General features: G+C 71.8%; 15 protein-coding genes. 8 read left to right on the top strand and 7 right to left on the bottom strand.

Annotation, left to right across the window (positions count from 1 at the left end; genetic code table 11):
* Both E1294_RS01845 and E1294_RS01840 read right to left on the bottom strand, forming a co-directional pair.
* On the bottom strand, positions 1 to 1,022 hold a 1,022-nt coding region (locus tag E1294_RS01845), incomplete at its 3' end, for an AfsR/SARP family transcriptional regulator (RefSeq protein ID WP_132503856.1).
* A gap of 41 nt (positions 1,023 to 1,063) precedes the next feature.
* Complete coding sequence (locus E1294_RS01840; protein WP_220447502.1) at positions 1,064 to 2,581, bottom strand: MDR family MFS transporter; 1,518 nt, start codon at positions 2,579 to 2,581, stop codon at positions 1,064 to 1,066.
* Between the two features lie 142 nt (positions 2,582 to 2,723).
* Here E1294_RS01840 and E1294_RS01835 point away from each other — a divergent pair, with 142 nt between their 5' ends.
* A complete protein-coding gene (locus tag E1294_RS01835; protein WP_132503855.1) occupies positions 2,724 to 3,302 on the top strand; it encodes a TetR/AcrR family transcriptional regulator in 579 nt (192 codons plus the stop codon).
* Between the two features lie 121 nt (positions 3,303 to 3,423).
* Positions 3,424 to 4,140 carry a hypothetical protein gene (locus E1294_RS01830; RefSeq protein WP_132503854.1) on the top strand — a complete coding sequence of 239 codons (717 nt, stop codon included), beginning with the start codon at positions 3,424 to 3,426 and terminating at the stop codon, positions 4,138 to 4,140.
* Between the two features lie 32 nt (positions 4,141 to 4,172).
* On the opposite strand, the gene E1294_RS01825 is transcribed toward E1294_RS01830, so the two are convergent.
* From E1294_RS01825 to E1294_RS01810, 4 genes are all read right to left on the bottom strand, one after another.
* Positions 4,173 to 5,189 carry a LacI family DNA-binding transcriptional regulator gene (locus E1294_RS01825; protein ID WP_132503853.1) on the bottom strand — a complete coding sequence of 339 codons (1,017 nt, stop codon included), beginning with the start codon at positions 5,187 to 5,189 and terminating at the stop codon, positions 4,173 to 4,175.
* Positions 5,190 to 5,236: 47 nt separating this feature from the next.
* Positions 5,237 to 6,265 (bottom strand): LacI family DNA-binding transcriptional regulator, encoded by a 1,029-nt coding sequence (locus E1294_RS01820; protein WP_132503852.1) that lies wholly within the window; start codon positions 6,263 to 6,265, stop codon positions 5,237 to 5,239.
* Between the two features lie 156 nt (positions 6,266 to 6,421).
* A complete protein-coding gene (locus E1294_RS01815; protein ID WP_132503851.1) occupies positions 6,422 to 7,903 on the bottom strand; it encodes a long-chain-fatty-acid--CoA ligase in 1,482 nt (493 codons plus the stop codon).
* Positions 7,890 to 9,260, bottom strand: a complete 1,371-nt coding sequence (locus tag E1294_RS01810; protein WP_132503850.1) for a PucR family transcriptional regulator — start codon at positions 9,258 to 9,260, stop codon at positions 7,890 to 7,892. The genes E1294_RS01815 and E1294_RS01810 overlap by 14 nt, the downstream gene beginning before the upstream one ends.
* 178 nt (positions 9,261 to 9,438) lie before the next feature.
* Here E1294_RS01810 and E1294_RS01805 point away from each other — a divergent pair, with 178 nt between their 5' ends.
* Genes E1294_RS01805 through E1294_RS01785 form a run of 5 tightly spaced genes read left to right on the top strand, consistent with a single transcriptional unit; the run spans position 9,439 to position 14,103 of the window.
* Entirely contained in the window at positions 9,439 to 10,197 is a 759-nt protein-coding gene (locus tag E1294_RS01805; RefSeq protein ID WP_132503849.1) for an ABC transporter ATP-binding protein, read from the top strand.
* The gene (locus E1294_RS01800) at positions 10,194 to 10,910 is read left to right on the top strand and encodes an ABC transporter ATP-binding protein (RefSeq protein ID WP_132503848.1); all 717 of its coding nucleotides are present in this window, start codon (positions 10,194 to 10,196) and stop codon (positions 10,908 to 10,910) included. Before E1294_RS01805 ends, E1294_RS01800 begins: the two co-directional genes overlap by 4 nt.
* A gap of 3 nt (positions 10,911 to 10,913) precedes the next feature.
* Positions 10,914 to 11,795, top strand: coding sequence for a branched-chain amino acid ABC transporter permease (locus tag E1294_RS01795; protein WP_132503847.1), 882 nt, complete (start codon positions 10,914 to 10,916; stop codon positions 11,793 to 11,795).
* Positions 11,792 to 12,826, top strand: coding sequence for a branched-chain amino acid ABC transporter permease (locus E1294_RS01790; protein ID WP_132503846.1), 1,035 nt, complete (start codon positions 11,792 to 11,794; stop codon positions 12,824 to 12,826). The genes E1294_RS01795 and E1294_RS01790 overlap by 4 nt, the downstream gene beginning before the upstream one ends.
* 5 nt (positions 12,827 to 12,831) lie before the next feature.
* On the top strand, positions 12,832 to 14,103 hold the full coding sequence (locus E1294_RS01785) for an ABC transporter substrate-binding protein (RefSeq protein WP_132503845.1): 1,272 nt from the start codon (positions 12,832 to 12,834) through the stop codon (positions 14,101 to 14,103).
* A 4-nt stretch (positions 14,104 to 14,107) separates the two neighbouring features.
* On the opposite strand, the gene E1294_RS01780 is transcribed toward E1294_RS01785, so the two are convergent.
* Complete coding sequence (locus E1294_RS01780) at positions 14,108 to 14,338, bottom strand: hypothetical protein (protein WP_220447498.1); 231 nt, start codon at positions 14,336 to 14,338, stop codon at positions 14,108 to 14,110.
* Between the two features lie 103 nt (positions 14,339 to 14,441).
* Between E1294_RS01780 and E1294_RS01775 the strand changes: the two genes are divergently transcribed.
* The gene (locus E1294_RS01775) at positions 14,442 to 15,365 is read left to right on the top strand and encodes an AEC family transporter (RefSeq protein ID WP_132503844.1); all 924 of its coding nucleotides are present in this window, start codon (positions 14,442 to 14,444) and stop codon (positions 15,363 to 15,365) included.
* Positions 15,366 to 15,373: the final 8 nt, after the last annotated feature.

Below are 15,373 nucleotides of genomic sequence, written 5' to 3'. Positions count from 1 at the left end.
CCCCAGGCCCCCACCTCTTCGTGCTGGGTCCCCGCCCCCGAGCGCCGGACGTCCGCGGGTTCGCCGCGGGCGGGGGAAGGGACGTCGGCGAGGGTGAGGTCGGCGAAGCAGGTCTCCGCGGTGCGGTGGGTGGCCGCCTCGATGGCCAGGCGGGTCTTGCCGGTGCCGCCGGAACCGACGATGGTGACCAGGCGGGTGGCGCGCAGGGCCGCCAGCCGTGCCAGTTCTTCCTCGCGCCCGACGAAACTGGTCAGCTGCGCGGGCGGGCCGATGCGTGCCGTGCGTTCCCGGTGCCGCTTTCCGCGCAGGATCTCCAGGTGAAGTGCCGCCAGCTCGGGCGACGGGTCCGCGCCCAGCTCGTGGGCCAGCAGCCGCCGTACGTCGTCGAACACCGCCAGCGCCTCCGCCTGCCGGCCGGCCGCGTGCAGGGCCCGCATGAGCAGCCCGCGCGGCCGTTCGCGCAGCGGGTGTGCGGTGACGAGCTCGCGCAGCGCGGCCACCGGGTTGCCCTCGGGCAGGGCCAGCTCCGCCTCCAGCAGGTCCTCCGTGGCGGCGAGCCGTAGCTCCTCCAGCCGTAGCGCCTGTGGGACGGCGAACGGCGCGCCGGACACGTCGGCCAGCGCCGGTCCCCGCCACAGGTCCAGCGCCTCCCTGAGCACAGCGGCGGCCAGGGAGGGCCTGCCCGCGGCCAGCCGTCGCCGCCCTTCCCTGGAGAGCCGTTCGAAGCGGTGGGCGTCCACGTCGTCGGGCGAGATCGCCAGCCGGTAGCCGGACCCGTGAGACTCGATCAGGCCGGCGGGCAGGCGCCGCCTCAGGCGGGAGACCTGCGCCTGGACGGCATTGGCGGCGCCGGAAGGCGGCCGGTCGCCGTATTGGCCGTCGATGAGGTGTTCGACGCTCACCAGCCGGCCCGCGTTCAGCAGCAGCAGCGCGAGCAGGGCACGGGGGCGGGGACCGCCGGCGGCGACCTCGCCGCCGTCCGGCGAACACACCACGAGCGGGCCCAGGATGCCGAACTGCACGAGTCCGATTGTCTCCCCTCGCCTGGCCGGGCGGGCCGCCGCTACCGCGCGGCGGGTTCCTTCGGTTGTTCGGGGGCGGGCAGGTCGAGGCTGTCGCGGAGCTTGACCGGCTTGAGGAAGAGCACGGCGATCACGCCGACCACGGCGATGGCCGCCGAGTACAGGAAGATGTGGCCGGTGGCGTCGCCGTAAGCGGTGCTCACGATGGTCTTGAACGGCTCGGGCAGCGCCTGGATGTCGAGCGTGCCGGTCCCGCCGGTCGCCTTCGCGGGGTCGATGCCCGCCTTGACCAGCCCGTCGTTGATGCCGGCCGTGACCCGGTTGGCCAGGACGGCGCCGAGCACGGACACGCCGATGGTGCCGCCGAGCGAGCGGAAGAACGTGATCGCGCCGCTGGCCGCCCCCAGCTCGCTGAGGGGGACGGTGTTCTGGATGGCCAGGACGAGGTTCTGCATCGACATGCCGACCCCGGCGCCGACCAGCACCATCGCGGCGGCGATGAGGAGCAGCGGGGTCTGGTGGTCGATCGTGGACAACACGAGGAATCCGCCGGTGAGCACGATCGAGCCGACGACGATGTACGGCTTGACGTTGCCGCTCTTGGACACCATGCGCCCGCTGATCGTCGAGGAGACCAGCACGCCGAGCATCATCGGGATCGTGAGCAGGCCCGCCTCGGTCGGGCTGTATCCGCGGCCGGTCTGGAAATACTGGCCGAGGAAGACCGAGCCGCCGAACATGGCCATGCCGACCGCGAGGCTGGCGATGATGGCCAGCGCGGGGGTGCGCCGGCGTACGACGTGCAGCGGCACGACCGGCTCCTTGACCACCGACTCGACCCAGGTGGCCGCGACCAGCAGGAGCACGCCGCCGCCGGCCATCGCGGCGGTCTGCCAGGAGAGCCACGCGAACGAGTTGTCCACGAAGGTGACCCAGATGAGCAGGACGCTGACGCCCGCGGCGATCAGGGTGGCGCCCACGTAGTCGATCTTGACGTGGGGGCGGCGTACGGAGACGACGTGCAGCGTCTTGTGCAGCATGAAGAAGGCGATCACGGTGAACGGCACCGCGATGAAGAAGCACCAGCGCCAGCCCAGCCAGGAGGTGTCGGCGATCAGGCCGCCGAGCAGCGGCCCGGCCACGGTGGCGACGGCCATGACGCCGCCGAGGTAGCCGTTGTACCTGCCGCGGTCCTTCGGGCTGATCATCGCCGCGATCACGACCTGCACCAGCACCTGGAGGGCGCCCATGCCCAGGCCCTGGAGCGCGCGGAAGGTGATCAGCTGGGCGGTGTCCTGGGCGAATCCGCAGGCCAGCGAGCTGACCATGAAGATCACGATGGAGGCTTGGAGCAGCAGCTTCTTGCTGAACAGGTCGGCGAGCTTGCCCCAGATCGGCGTGGACGCCGTGGACGCGAGCAGCGACGCGGTCACGACCCACGTGTACTGCGACTGGTTGCCTTTGAGCGCGCCGACGATCTGCGGCAGCGCGACCGAAACGATCGTTGCGCTGATCATGGCGACGAACAACACGAGCAGCAGCCCGCTGAGGGCCTCCATGATCTTCCGGTGCGTCATCGGTTCCGGAGCCGGAGCCGTGGGTGCGCTCACGCGCGCCTCCCCTAAGGTCTCGGGTAAATAGATGCCGAGTGAGCAACTTTTCTCATTGAGCATATATTCCCGGACGGTAGAGTGAGCGCACATGGAGACCACGGTGGGGCTGCGCGAGCGCAAGAAGGCCGCGACGCGGCAGGCCGTGCACGAGGCCGCGCTGCGGCTCGTGGTCGAGCACGGGCTCGACCACGTCACCGTCGAGTCGATCGCCGACGCCGCCAACATCTCGCGCCGCACCTTCTCCAACTACTTCGCGGGCAAGGAAGACGCGGTGCTCTACGGCGAGGAGCAGCGTTTCCGCACCCTGGTGCGGCAGGTCCGCGCCCAGCCGCCCGGCCGACCGGCCTGGCAGGCGCTGCGCGGCGCGACCGAGGAGCTCTACCAGGAGCTGGGCGAGCCCGAGCGGGAGTGGGCGCTGCGCACCCGGCTGGCACGGCAACATCCGTCGCTGCTGGCCCGCCAGCTCGCCAACCACGCCGCCCTGGAACGCGACCTGTCGGAGGCGCTCGCCGAGCGGGAGAGCGCCGTGCCGCCCCGGGTGATGGCGGCGGCCTTCCTCGTCGGGCTGCGCGTCGCCACATATCTGTGGAGCGACGAGCAGGAGTCCCGCACGCTCATCGACGTGGTGAACGAAACTTTCGACCAGCTCGCCCGGCCCTTCACCTGATCGCCAGGGAGAGCACCGCGGCCCCCGCGGGGCCGTGAGCGAGGGACTAGTGCGGGCTCCACCACCGGTTCTCGCCCGAGCGCCCGTGTGCGCGGGCCGCGCCGCCGGTTCACTGGTCGGCATGACGATCACACGGATGATTCCCGGCCGCTGGGTGGAGGGCACAGGGGCGGTGCTCGGGCCGCTGCTCCTCATCGCGGGAGTGCTCACCCGGATCGGCGAGGACGACTTCTTCCCCGGCCAGCTCGCCGCCTACGCCGCCGATCCGGGGCGGATGGCCGTGTCCTACGCCCTGTTCACCGCCGGCGTGGTGCTGTTGTGGCCGGCGGCCACCACGCTGGCCCGGCGGATCGCCGCCACGCACCCGGGCTGGGCCCGGTGGGGGGCCACGCTGGTCGTCCTCGGGCTGTTCGGGCGGGTCTTCCACGCCGGGGTGAGCCACCTGGCCTTCCAGATGGTGGACGAGCTCGGGCTGGAGGCGGCGCAGCGGGCGGTCGCGGACACGTACGGCGCGTTCCACGTCTTCAAGGCGGTCAGCGTCTGCATCGTGGCCGGCTGGATCGTGCTCGCCATCGGCGCCCACCGCTCCAAGGCGTTCGGCTCCGGCGCGCTCGGCGTGGTCAGGTGCGTCGCGCTGGCGCTCGGCCACGCGCTGCCGCTGGGCGTGCTGAAGGGCACTGGCGACCCGATCTCGCTAATCGCCCTGGTCGGCCTCGCCGTCGCCCTGGTGCCCCTCGGCGTCGGCGTGCTGAAGGACGGACCGGCTCCCCGATGGTGGGGCGTCGCCCTCACCGTCGCGCTGGTGCCGGGTGCGTACGTGCTCGGGATGTACGGCTGAGCGCCCTTACGTGACGTCGAGCGTCCCAAGGCTCAGGGCGGGGCGGAGCCGGTGCTGCCGCGCGTCACGAGCTCGGCCGCCGGGGCCGGCACGTGGCGCGGCTCGCCGCCGTCGAGCAGCTCGAACAGCAGGCGTACGGCCTGCGCGCCGAGCGCGTCCACGTCGCGGCTCAGCACGGTGAGCGCCGGGCGTACGGCCTGGCAGAGCGGGAAGTCGTCGCCCGCGACGAGCGACAGCTCGCCCGGCACGGCCAGGCCCATCTCGCTGGCCACGCTCAGCCCGGCGACCGCCATCACGTCGTTGTCGTAGACGATGGCCGTCGGCCGCGGTGCCGAGCTGAGCACGCGCCTGGTCACCTGCGCGCCCGCCTCGCCGGTGCGGTCGGTGGGAATGAGCGTGCAGGCCATGCCCGCCCGCTCGCAGGCGGCGGCGAAGAGCCCGGCCCGGCGCGCGGCGGGCAGCAGGCCGGCGGGCCCGCACACCCGCGCCACCCGCCGGTGGCCGAGCGCGGCGAGGTGGCCGGCGACCAGGTCGGCGCCGGCGGCCGGATCGGACCAGAGGTGCGTCAGCCCGTCGGGCCCGCTCGGCTCGCCGAGGATCACGGCGGGCAGGCCCATGGACGCCAGGGCACGCGGGCGCGGGTCGTCGAGGGTGAGGTCGGAGACGATGACGCCGTCGACGCGGCGTTCGCCGTGCCAGCGGCGGTAGACGTCCAGCTCGTCGCCGTGGCCGGTGACGAACTGCAGCACGAGCCCGAACCCGCGGCCCGCCAGCTCGGCCTGGACGCCGCTGATGAGCCGGCGGTGGAAGGTCTCGACGGACAGGCCGGGCGACGGGCGCGACACCGTCAGCCCGATGGCGTGCGCCGCCGCGCCGTGCAGGGCCTGCGCGGGGACGCTGGGGTTGAAGCCGATCTCGGCGGCGATGCGCAGGATGCGCTCGCGCACGGCGTCGGACACTCCGGGACGGCCGTTGATGGCGTAGGAGACGGCCACACGGGAGACTCCGGCGCGGCGGGCGATGTCGCTCATGGTCGCCTGCCGCCCCATCGAACCTCCACCCGCCGATCTACGGACATGGTAGGGGCGGCCCGCCGTCAGGGGGACGGCGGCGCGGTGCTGCCCCGGGGAGTGAGGCGGGCCGGTTTGTCGTGCACGTCACCGGTGCCGGCGCCGTCGTCGGCGTCGTCTTCCATGGCGGCCAGCAGCAGCCGGGCCGCGTGCACGCCGTAGGCGCCGATGTCGCGGGTGAGCGCGGTCAGTGGCGGGTGCAGCAGGTGGCAGATGGGGGAGTCGTCCCAGGCCACGATGGACAGGTCGGCGGGCACCGTCAAACCCAGCTCCTGGGCGACGGTCAGGCCCGCGATGGCCATGATGTCGTTGTCGTAGATCAGCGCGGTGGGCCGGTCGTCCGCGCCGAGGAGCCGCCTGGTGGCCTCGGCGCCGTGTTCGGCGCTGTAGTCGGTCGGCACGGTCACCGCGTTCACCCCGAGCCGCGCGCAGACGCCGGTGAACGCCTCGGTGCGGATCACGGTGTGCGCCAGCTCGGAGATGCCGCTGACCCGCGCGATCCTGCGGTGGCCGAGCGCCGCCAGGTATTCCACGGCCTCCACCATGGACACCCCGTCGTCGGACCAGATGCTGGCCAGCCCGCCCGCGGCCGACGGCGGGCCGATGACCACGGCGGGCAGGCCCAGCTCGCGCAGCGCGCTCACCCGCTCGTCGTGCACCCGCAGGTCGCAGACGAGCACGCCGCCGACCCGGCTCTCGCTCCACCAGCGGCGGTAGAAGCCGATCTCCTCGTCCTGGTGCGCCACCATCTGGAGCAACAGCGCGTAGGAGCGGGTGGACAGCTCCGCCTCCAGGCCGCTGATCAGCTCCATGAAGAACGGCTCGACCCCGAGCGTGGCCGGCGGGCGCGGCAGGGCCAGGCCCACGACCCGCGCGGGGGCGCCGGCGAGGGCGCGGGCGGCGCTGTTGGCGCGGAACCCGAGCCGGTCGGCGATGGCCAGGATGCGCTGCCGGGTCTGCGGCGAGACGCCCGGCTGTCCGTTCAGCGCGTAGGAGACGGCCCCCTTGGACACGCCCGCCTCCTTGGCGATGTCCGCGATGGTCGGTCGCTTCACGGCTGGCCTCCCGGGGGTGACTTTCACGGTTCACCGATCGTACGGGCCGGGCGGCCTGCTGTCGCGGGTGATGAGCGGGCCCGATCACCGCCTCGCAGATAGAGGGAGACGACGTTGACGGTCATCGGAGGGCTGGATCGCTTACTCGGTTCAGCTTCATCCGCCTAGCGGGGTGCGGGTGAGCGCGCGCTTGAGGATCTTGCCCGTGGGACTCATCGGCAGCTCGTCCACGAACGACAACCGCCGGGGGTATTTGTAGGCGGCCACCCGTTCCTTCACGAAGTCGCGCAGGTCCTCGCGGGTCACCGGTGCGCGCAGGGCGACCGCCGCCTCGATCTCCTCGCCGAGCTCCGGGTGCGGCACGCCGTACACGGCCGCCTGGCGTACGGCGGGGTGCTCGTACAGGACCTCTTCGACCTCGCGCGGGTAGACCGTGTAGCCCCCGCGGATGATCACGTCGCGGCGGCGGTCGACCAGGAAGAAGTAGCCGTCCTCGTCGACCCGGCCGAGGTCGCCGGTGTGGAACCAGCCGTCGCGGATGGCCTCGGCCGTGCCGGCGGGGTCGTTCCAGTAGCCCTTCATCACGTTGGGGCCTCGGACGACGACCTCGCCGATCTCGCCGGGCGGGGTCTCCGCGCCGTCCTCGTCGACGATCTTCATCTCGACGCCCCTGATGGGCCAGCCGATCGAGCCGGGCCTGCGGTGGTGGCCGCCGCGGTTCGTCGCGGCCACCGGGGAGGTCTCGCTGAGGCCGTACCCCTCGATGATCTCGCAGCCGAACCGCGTCTCGTAGGCCCGCAGCACGTCCAGCGGCAGCGCCGCCCCGCCGGACGCGCAGACCCGTAACATCGACAGGTCGGAGGCGCCGGGGTGGTCGAGCAGCGCGATGAACATGGTCGGCACACCATGGAAGACCGTCACGCCGTCCCGCCTGATCACCTCCAGCGCGCGTCCCGCCTCGAAGCGCCGCAGCAGCGTCAGCCGCGCGCCCGCCTGCACGGTCGCGTTGAGCGCGCAGGTCTGGCCGAACGTGTGGTAGAGCGGCAGCGCCCCCAGCACGACGTCGTCCACGCCGAGCGCGTGCATGCGGGCCACGGTCGCGGCGTTGCCCGCCAGGTTCGTGTGGGAGAGCTCGATGCCCTTCGGCTGCCCGGTGGTGCCGGAGGTGTAGTGGATGACCGCGGTGTCGTCGTCCCGGGTGGCGGCGACGTCGCGGTCGGGCGCCACCTGGCGCAGCAGCCTGCGGAACTCCTCGGGGACGACGAAGAAGCAGTCGGCCTTCGTGCCCGCCGACCCCGCCTCCGCCGTCTCCGCGAACGCGTGCCAGGCGATCAGCAGCCGCGCCCCGCAGTCACCCAGGTAAGCCGCGATCTCCCGCCGCTTCAGCAGCGGGTCGAGCGGCACCACCACGGCCCCGACCCGCAACACCCCGTAGTAGACCACGCCGAACTCGGGCACGTTCGGCAACATGATCGCGACCCGGTCGCCGGGGCCGATCCCACGGCAGCGCAACAGCCCCGCGAGCCGGGCGCTCAGCTCTCCGAGCACTCCATAAGTGAGCTCCGCCTCGTCCAGCGTGAGAACCGCTCTGCCACCGAGCCGCTCGGCGGCGGTGAGGAGCCGGTCAGCGAGGTTCATGGAAAGACCGTACGTCCGCTCTCCCACACCCCTCATTGGTCGCGGTGGCCAGTCTTTCCCGGCCGGAATTGGTCGGCAGAGCGTCCTGGAGAGCGATCGCGACGAGCAGATCGACGAGATCGTTGATGGAGCGCAGGCTCCGGCCCGTGCGCTCCTGGATCCGGCGCATGCGGTATTGGGCGGTGTTGGGATGGATCTGTAACCGCTCGGCCGCGGCCCGCAGGTTGAGGTCGGCGGCGGCGAACGCCCTGATCGTGGCCGTGAGCACGCCGCCGCGCGCGCGGTCCTCCGACAGCAGCGCCGTGATGCGCGGATCGACCAGGTGACGGGCGGTGTCGTCGGCCTTCAGCGCCAGATACTGGAACGGCGTGATCCGCGGCAGCGCTGCCACGCCGCCCTCCTCCGGCACGAAGTCCAGCACCGCCCTGGCCTCCTGGTATGCCTGCGGGATCTGCGCCGGGCCCGCCGCCACGGTGCTGATGCCCATGGCCAGCCTGATGCCCCCGGCGGCCAGGCTCTCCAGCACCTCCTGCAGCCGGTCGCAGAGCCCTCCGGGATCGGCGCCGGGGCCGAGCACGGGGATCGCCACGATCTCCGACTGACGCACGACCGACAACGTACGGGTGCCGTTGACGCCGGTCCTGGCGATCGCCGCGCAGGCCGCGTGGCGCGCGTCGGCGCCCCGGTCAGGGCCCGTCGTCACCGCCGACGGCGAGCCGACCAGCACCGCGATCACGACGAGCAGCGGCGTGCTGGACCCCAGGCCGTGCGCCTGCGCCGCGGCCACCTCCCTTCCGCGTGTCGGCACGCCGCCCACCAGCAGCGTCTCCAGCAGGTCACGGCTCTCGCGGACCGCCTCGGCGGCGGCGTACTGCTGGAACTCCATGTACGCGTTCGCCGCGTGCGTGCTGGCGAAGTCGCAGTAGCGCATCAGAGGGGACGCCAGCGACAGCGCCGCCTCGCGGCCGGCCGGCGTGTGCCCGGCCCGGTCGACCACCGACTGCCAGAACACCTGCTGCCCGACCCGGAACGCGTTGATGTAGTCGGCCAGCGCCACCCCAGCCCTGGCCCGGCGCATCGCCGCCCGCCGGGTGAAGGCGATGTCGTCGAACGTGACCGTGCGCTCCTCCAGCAGCACGGCCAGCTTGGCGCGGTAGTGCTTGACCACCTGGTCGCGCACGTCCGCGTGGAAGTCGGGGCCCTGCGCCGCGTAGGCGGGGATCTCGTCCCGCATGGTGGCGACCGCGGCGGCGGCCAGGGACTGGAGGTCGCCGAGTAGTTCGGAAAGGATGCGCGCGCGTTGTGCGCGGACCGCCTCCGCACCAGTGAGCGTTTCCGTGCTGGAACCACTGGACATGCCGGGATGATCCATGGCCATCGGCGGGCGGTCAACGGGTCGTAACCGGTATGAGACCCACGCTGTGCTCAGAGGACAACTCGCCTGAAACATCTTGGGTCACCGTGCCCAATGCGGCGCTTCATGGCCGGATCCTACGCTGAGCCCAACTTCAGAACATTGTTCTCCAGGAGGCCGGATGCTGGAGGTACACGATCTTACCGTTCGCTTCGGGGGCATCACGGCGCTGGACGGCGTGGGCTTCGACGTGGGGCGCGGCGAGATGGTGGGGCTCATCGGGCCGAACGGCGCCGGCAAGACCACCCTGTTCAACTGCCTGACCCGGCGGTACGCCCCCGGCTCTGGGACGATCACGTACGAGGGCGGCGACCTGACGGCCGTGGCCCCGCACGCGATCGCCGGGCTCGGCATCGCCAGGACGTTCCAGAACCTGGGCCTGTTCCCGCGCCTGTCCGTACGCGACAACGTGCTCGTCGGCGCCCACCACCGGGGCCGGGCAGGCTTCCTGTCGGCCGGGCTGCGCCTGCCGGGCGTACGCCGCGAGGAGCGCACGCTGCGCGCAGACGCCGACGGGGTGCTGGAGCGGCTCGGCCTGACCGGGGTCGCCGGGCATCCGGCGACCGGGCTGCCGTTCGGCACGCTCAAACGGGTCGAACTGGCCCGCGCGCTCCTCGGCCGGCCCCGGCTGCTGCTGCTGGACGAGCCGGTGAACGGCCTCAACGCGGCCGAGGTCGAGGAGTTCGCGACCACGCTGAACGCGCTCCGCTCCGAACACGACCTGACCGTCATCGTGGTCGAGCACCACATGGGGTTCGTCATGGGGATCTGCGAGCGCATCGTCTGCCTGGACTTCGGCCGCAAGATCGCCGAGGGGCCGCCCGCCGAGGTGCAGCGCGATCCCGGCGTCATCGAGGCATACCTGGGGACGGCGCCATGACAGATCTGGTGGTGGAGGAGCTGACGGCCGGATACGGCGACGCCCGCGTGCTGCACGGCGTGAGCCTGGCCGTCGGCCAAGGGGAGATCTGCGCGATACTCGGGCCCAACGGCGCGGGCAAGACCACGCTGCTCCGGGCGTTGTCCGGCATGATCAGGGCGCGCGGCACGGTCACCCTGGGCGGGGCCGACCTGACCGGGCGCTCGCCCGACACGCTCGCCCGGCAGGGCATCGCCCACGTCCCCGAGGGGCGCGGCACGTTCATGCCGCTCACCGTCGAGGAGAACCTGCGGCTCGGGGCCTACGTCCGCAGGCGCGGGGCCGGTGTGGAGGCCGACCTCGACCGCATCCACACCTATTTCCCGGTGCTGAAGAGCCGGCTCAAGCAGGTCGCGGGCAGCCTCAGCGGGGGCGAGCAGCAGATGCTGGCCATCGGCAGGGCCCTGATGTCGCGCCCCCGGCTGCTGCTGCTCGACGAGCCGTCGCTCGGCCTGGCTCCGCTGGTCACCCGGGAGTTGTTCCGCATCGTCCAGGCCATCAACGCAGAGGAGCGAACCACCGTGGTCGTCGTCGAGCAGAACGCCCATCTCGCCCTCGGCATCGCCCAGCAGGCGCACGTCCTGGAGACCGGGCGGATCGTCCTGTCGGGCACGGCCGAGGAGATCAGGGCCGACGAGCAGGTCGCCCAGTCCTACCTCGGGTACCGGGTGTAGCCGATGGCCGGATTCCTGCAACAGCTCGTCCAGGGGCTCGGCGCGGGCGCCATCTACGCCAGCCTGGCGCTGGCCCTCGTGCTGATCTACCAGTTCACCGGCATCGTGAACTTCGCCCAGGGCGAGCTGGCCATGTTCTCCACCTACATCGCCTGGCAGCTCACGGCCGCCGGGCTGCCGTTCTGGCTGGCGCTGGTGATCACGCTGGCGGTGTCGTTCGCCGGCGGGATGCTCATCGAACGGATGATCATCCGGCCCGTCGAGGGCGCGCCCGAGCTGACCCTGGTGATCGTCACCGTGGGGTTGTTCATCTTCGTCAACGCCGCCGCCGGGTGGATCTGGACGTTCCTCATCAAGGACTTCCCGAACCCCTTCCCCGCCGGCGCGCTGGAGGCGGGCGGGATCAGCGTGAGCATCTCCACGCTCGGCGTGCTGGCCGTCGTGGGCGTCGTCATGGGGCTGTTGTACCTGCTCTTCCGGCACACCAAGATCGGGCTGGGGATGCGGGCGGTGGCTACCAATCCCGAGTCCGCGCGGCTGGTCGGCATCCGGGTGGGCTGGACGCTCGCGCTCGGGTGGGGGCTCGCCTCGACGGTGGGCGCGGTGTCGGGGGTGCTCGTGGCGCCGCTGCTGTTCCTCGAACCCAACATGATGGGCGGCGTCCTCATCTACGCGTTCGCGGCGGCGACGCTCGGCGGGTTCGACAGCCCGCTGGGCGCGGTCACCGGCGGTCTGATCGTCGGCGTCGCGGAGACGCTCGCCGGGGCGTACGTCGGGTTCATCGGATCCGACCTCAAGGTGGGCGTGCCGCTGGTGATCATCCTCGGCGTCCTGCTGCTGCGGCCCCAGGGGCTGTTCGGGCGAGCGGTGGTGGAGCGGGCATGAGCAATCCCACGGAGACGAACGCGGCCCAGGCGCGGACCGCGGCGCCGCCCCCGCCTACCGCGCCGCGGCCCCCGGAGTGGTGGCGGTCGGCGCGGTGGCGGTGGGGCGCGGCCGCGCTGCTCGCCGCGGCCGCCTGCTACGCGCCGTTCCAGCTGGTGCCGTTCCACGTCTTCCAGCTCACCATGGTGCTGATCTACGCGGTCGCGCTGCTCGGGCTGAACCTGCTGGTCGGACACGCCGGGCAGATCTCGCTCGGCCACGGCGCGTTCTTCGCCATCGGCGCCTACACGGCCGCCATCCTGCTCGAACACTGGGCCCTGCCGTACCCGCTGACCCTGCCCGTCGCGGCCGGGGCGGCGTTCCTGCTCGGCCTGGCGTTCGGGGTGCCGGCCATGCGGCTGCGCGGCCTCTACCTGGCGCTCGTGACGCTCGCCATCGCGATCTTCCTCGTCCCCCTGCTCAAGCGGTTCGAGGACCTGACCGGCGGCTCGATGGGGCTGACGCTGGCCAAGCCCGCGCCGCCCGCGTGGAGCGGCCTGGCCGAGGACCAGTGGTTGTACTTCCTCACCCTGGCCGTCGCCGTCGCCGCGTTCCTGCTCTGCGCCGGCCTGCTGCGCTCACGCGTCGGCCGAGCACTGCACGCCATCAGGGACAGCGAGGGCGCGGCCGAGGTCATGGGCGTGCGGCTGTCGGTCCACAAGACCCTCGCCTTCGCCTGGAGCGCCATGTTCGCCGGGACGGCCGGCTGCGTCTACACGTGGGTGATCGGGTTCGTCTCGCCCGACTCGTTCACCGTCAACCTGTCGATCACGCTGCTGGCCGGCCTGGTCGTCGGCGGGCTCGGCTCGTTGTCGGGGCCCGTGCTCGGGGGCTTGTTCGTGATGTTCGTGCCCAGCTTCGCGCAGGACATCAACGACGCCGCGCCCGGCGTCATCTTCGGCCTGCTGATCATCGCGGTGATGTACGTGGCCCCGACGGGACTGGCCGGGCTGGCCGGGCGCTTGATCAGGAAGATTCCCCGGAAGGAGTAAGAGGGATGCGAGTATCTGCGATCGGCTGTACGGCGCTGCTCGTGCTCGCCGTCGCCGCATGCGGGGGACGGGACCAGGGCGGTGCCACGGGCACGGCCACGTCGGGCGGCCAGTGCCAGGGGCAGCAGACGACCGGCATCACCGACACGAGCATCAAGCTGGGCGGCATCTACCCGCTGTCCGGCCCCGCCTCCGCCTACGGGGACATCCCCAAGGGCATCAAGGCGTACTTCGACTACATCAACGCCGAGAAGAACGGGATCGGCGGGCGCAAGGTCGAGTTCGTCGTCCGCGACGACGGGTACCAGCCGCCGAAGGCCGTCGAGGAGGCCCGCAGGCTGGTCGAGCAGGAGCAGGTGTTCGCCCTGTTCCAGACGCTCGGCACGCCGTCGACCACGGCGACCTGGGACTACGCCAACCAGCGCAAGGTGCCGCAGATCTTCGTCGCCACGGGCGCATCCAAGTGGGGCGCCGACAGCCAGCACCCGTGGACCATCGGCTGGCAGCCCAACTACATCTCCGAGGCCCGCGTCTACGCCCAATACCTCAAGCAGGAGAAGCCGGACGCCAAGGTCGCCGTCCTCTACCAGAACGACGACTTCGGCGAGGACCTGCTCGGCGGCTTCAAGCGGGCCATCGAGGGCACCCAGGTCGAGGTCGTGGCCGAGCAGAGCTACGAGGTGAGCGACCCGAGCGTCGACCCGCAGATGCGCAACCTCGCCCAGTCGAAGGCCGACGTGTTCCTGAACGTCACGACGCCCAAGTTCGGCTCGCAGGCGCTGGCCGCCGACGCCAAGAACACCACGTGGAACCCGCTGCACATCGTCAACAACGTCGCCGCCTCGATCACCGTGCTCAAGCCCGTCGGCTTCGAGAACGTCCAGGGCGTCGTGTCCAGCACGTACTACAAGGACCCGAACGACCCGACGTGGCAGGACGACGCGGAGATGAAGCTCTACAAGCAGAAGATGGAGCAGTACGCGCCGGGCGCCGACTCGAACGTGCCGTACCACACCTTCGGCTGGGCCGTGGCCAGCAGCTTCCACAAGGCCATGGAGGCGGCCGCCTGCCCGACCCGCGAGGGGCTGCGTGACTCCGTGCGCAACATGAAGGGGATCGCGGTCGACATGCTGCTGCCCGGCGTGACGATGGACACCGCGCAGGGCGACGGGTTCCCGATCGAGTCGATGCAGCTCATGGAGTTCAAGGGCGAGCGGTGGGAGCTGTTCGGCGAGGTGATCGACACCCGCAAGGAGTTCGGGCCCTTGACCAGCTGACCCGTCAGGTCGCGGCGACGATCCTGCCCGCCGCGACCAGCCGGTCGACCGCCTCGGAAACGGCCTCGAGCGCGGTGTGGCGGGGCCGGTGGCCCAGCAGCCGCGCGGCCTTCTCCATGCTGCAGTGCGGGCTGTGCGCGATGTGGTCGTACGTCACCCGGGCGTCGTCCTCCGAGACCGTGCCGCGCCACTGCTCCCACGGAAGGTACGCCAGCCGTGCCTCCCGCCCCCGCATGCGCACAGCGTAGACCTCCAGTGAGTGGGCCCGTGGTGAGCCGGTCACCGTCGCCGGGAGCGGCCCAGATACGCTCCTGATGTCCAGTTTCGGAGGTTGAGGCTTGTCGGGGGTTGTCGCGGCGTTCGTCGCCCTGGTGTCCGTTGCCGTGCTCGGTTACCTCGTCGGCTGGGGCGGGCTCCTGCGGGCCAGCGACGAACTGGTCCTGTCGCGGCTGGCGTTCTTCGTGGCGACGCCCGCGCTGATGTTCGCCACCGTGTCGCGGGCGGACCTGGGCTCGCTGTTCTCGCCGGTGCTGCTGACCCAGATCGTCGCTGTGGCGGGCGTGCAGCTCGCGTACGTGCTGGTGGCGCGGGCGGTCTGGCGCAGGGACCGGCGTGAGACGACGATCGGCGCGCTCGCCGCGTCCTACGTCAACGCGGGAAATCTGGGCATCCCCATCTCGATCTACGTGCTCGGCGACGGCGCGCTCGTCGCGCCCATCCTGCTCTTCCAGATCCTCGTGCTCACCCCGGTCTCGTTCCTCGTCCTCGACAAGGGCGCCAGGTCGGTCCGGGCGGTGCTGCTGCTCCCGCTGCGCAACCCCCTCACCGTCGCCTCGCTGCTCGGGCTGGCGTTAGCGCTGACCGGGATCTCGCTGCCGGTCACCTTCATGCGCCCGATCGAGCTGCTCGGCGGCGCGGCCGTGCCCGTCGCGCTGCTCGCCTACGGCCTCAGCCTGTACGGCTCCCAGCGCGCGTCCGCGGCCCCCGAGGGCGGCGGCATCGGGAAGGAGGTCTTCCTGGTGATCGTGCTCAAGGCGTTCATCCAGCCGGGCATCGCCTACCTGACCGCCCGCGTCGCCCTCGGGCTGGAGGGCGGTGACCTGCTGGCGGCCACCCTCTTCGCGGCTCTGCCCACGGCGCAGAACATCTACGTGTACGCGGTCACGTACGACACCGGGCGGCGGCTCGCCCGCAGCGCCGTGCTGCTGACCACGGGGCTGTCCATTCCGATCATGACGGCGATCGGCGCGGCGCTGGGCTGACCCGTCCA

Origin of the sequence: Nonomuraea diastatica, from assembly GCF_004349015.1 — a bacterium.
Taxonomy (GTDB): domain Bacteria; phylum Actinomycetota; class Actinomycetes; order Streptosporangiales; family Streptosporangiaceae; genus Nonomuraea; species Nonomuraea diastatica.
The sequence above is the reverse complement of the archived record's forward strand: the minus strand, read 5'-3'. Positions and strand labels throughout refer to the sequence as shown.

Bases quoted from the DNA above. Each gene is read 5' to 3' on its own strand.
- E1294_RS01840 (WP_220447502.1), bottom strand. From the start codon at position 2,581: ATGGAGGCCCTCAGCGGGCTGCTGCTCGTGTTGTTCGTCGCCATGATC.
- E1294_RS01835 (WP_132503855.1), top strand. From the start codon at position 2,724: ATGGAGACCACGGTGGGGCTGCGCGAGCGCAAGAAGGCCGCGACGCGG.
- E1294_RS01830 (WP_132503854.1), top strand. From the start codon at position 3,424: ATGACGATCACACGGATGATTCCCGGCCGCTGGGTGGAGGGCACAGGG.
- E1294_RS01825 (WP_132503853.1), bottom strand. From the start codon at position 5,189: ATGGGGCGGCAGGCGACCATGAGCGACATCGCCCGCCGCGCCGGAGTC.
- E1294_RS01815 (WP_132503851.1), bottom strand. From the start codon at position 7,903: ATGAACCTCGCTGACCGGCTCCTCACCGCCGCCGAGCGGCTCGGTGGC.
- E1294_RS01810 (WP_132503850.1), bottom strand. From the start codon at position 9,260: ATGTCCAGTGGTTCCAGCACGGAAACGCTCACTGGTGCGGAGGCGGTC.
- E1294_RS01805 (WP_132503849.1), top strand. From the start codon at position 9,439: ATGCTGGAGGTACACGATCTTACCGTTCGCTTCGGGGGCATCACGGCG.
- E1294_RS01800 (WP_132503848.1), top strand. From the start codon at position 10,194: ATGACAGATCTGGTGGTGGAGGAGCTGACGGCCGGATACGGCGACGCC.
- E1294_RS01795 (WP_132503847.1), top strand. From the start codon at position 10,914: ATGGCCGGATTCCTGCAACAGCTCGTCCAGGGGCTCGGCGCGGGCGCC.
- E1294_RS01790 (WP_132503846.1), top strand. From the start codon at position 11,792: ATGAGCAATCCCACGGAGACGAACGCGGCCCAGGCGCGGACCGCGGCG.
- E1294_RS01785 (WP_132503845.1), top strand. From the start codon at position 12,832: ATGCGAGTATCTGCGATCGGCTGTACGGCGCTGCTCGTGCTCGCCGTC.
- E1294_RS01780 (WP_220447498.1), bottom strand. From the start codon at position 14,338: ATGCGGGGGCGGGAGGCACGGCTGGCGTACCTTCCGTGGGAGCAGTGG.